The 1,085-nt window shown below is 32.8% G+C and carries 2 protein-coding genes; both read right to left on the bottom strand.

What is annotated here, in order from left to right; genetic code table 11:
* The coding region (locus FTV32_RS17210) for a protein kinase (protein WP_180029169.1) at nt 1-402 on the bottom strand (402 nt) is incomplete at its 3' end.
* Nucleotides 403-524: 122 nt separating this feature from the next.
* Nucleotides 525-899 carry a hypothetical protein gene (locus FTV32_RS17205; RefSeq protein WP_257227660.1) on the bottom strand — a complete coding sequence of 125 codons (375 nt, stop codon included), beginning with the start codon at nt 897-899 and terminating at the stop codon, nt 525-527.
* Between the last annotated feature and the right edge of the window lie 186 nt (nt 900-1,085).

The following is a 1,085-nucleotide window of genomic DNA, read 5'->3' as shown; positions in this document are numbered from 1 at the left end:
ACGTAAAATATTTTGAGGCTTTAAATCTCTATGTAAAATATCGAGTGAATGTAGCTCCTCTAAACCAGCAAGAATATCTAATAAAGCAACTAGAGCATCTTTAATATTTGCTTTTAAATAAGATATATCATCAGCTAATGAACTATCAGCTAATGGCATAATGTAAGACGGAGGATTTGTTTGTAAATCTGAATCCAAGATAGGCATAATATTGGCGTGATTGATGCCTGATAAAATACTCACTTCTCGAATGAATCGCTTACGGACATTATCAATTAATGACATTTCCAAAGAAGTCTGAGGGCGGAAAGTTTTCTTTGCCGCTTGTGATCCATCTAGGTACTCAATTAAGTTAACTTGACCAAACCCACCACAACCAATTTCTTCTAAAACTCTATACATATTATTAATTTATAAAGACTGATTTGCTAAAAATTATAGCTTAAATTATTTAAACTTTATAAAAATTTTTAGAACTGAAATATCGATATTTAACATAAAACTTCTTATATGAAATTTAGAACTTATCCCTTAAAAAAATCATTAAAAAGCTCTTTATCTTTCTGTCTATTTTCTTCTGTCTTACTTTCCGCACTTAAAAACTGCTCAAAATCAGCCCATTGATGTTTAAAAGATTCATCATTCTTAAATTTATTCAAAACCCAAGCGCCAAGCAAAATTTTCCGTCTAGTTTCATTTTTCCGTTCTTGGGCTTTTGCTTCGCTTAAAAGTTTTTGCTGTTTGAGTTTAAGCTCATTCTGTTTCTGTTTTGCCTGTTCTAAGATCTGCTCTTGTTCTTTTTTTAAATACTCAATTTGCTCTTGCAGGGATAATTTTTTCTGCTGTGCTTTGGTGAGTTTCTTTAAAACTGTATCTTTCTTTTCTTGAATATCTGACATAGTATTAAACCGTGATGATCAATAATCAAACATCATCATAGAGTCAAAAAACAAAGCAAGCAATATCAAACGTAGCGAAGCGAAGTTTTCCCGGAGTGAAACGAAGGGCGCACTTACCCACTTTTATCATTTCATTTAAAAGTGGACGTTGCGACAGGGGAAACCCCTGTACCCCATGACCTCGCT

Origin of the sequence: Acinetobacter sp. YH16032 (assembly GCF_013417345.1) — a bacterium.
GTDB lineage: Bacteria > Pseudomonadota > Gammaproteobacteria > Pseudomonadales > Moraxellaceae > Acinetobacter.
The sequence above is the reverse complement of the archived record's forward strand: the minus strand, read 5'-3'. Positions and strand labels throughout refer to the sequence as shown.

Bases quoted from the DNA above. Each gene is read 5' to 3' on its own strand.
- FTV32_RS17205 (WP_257227660.1), bottom strand. From the start codon at position 899: ATGTCAGATATTCAAGAAAAGAAAGATACAGTTTTAAAGAAACTCACC.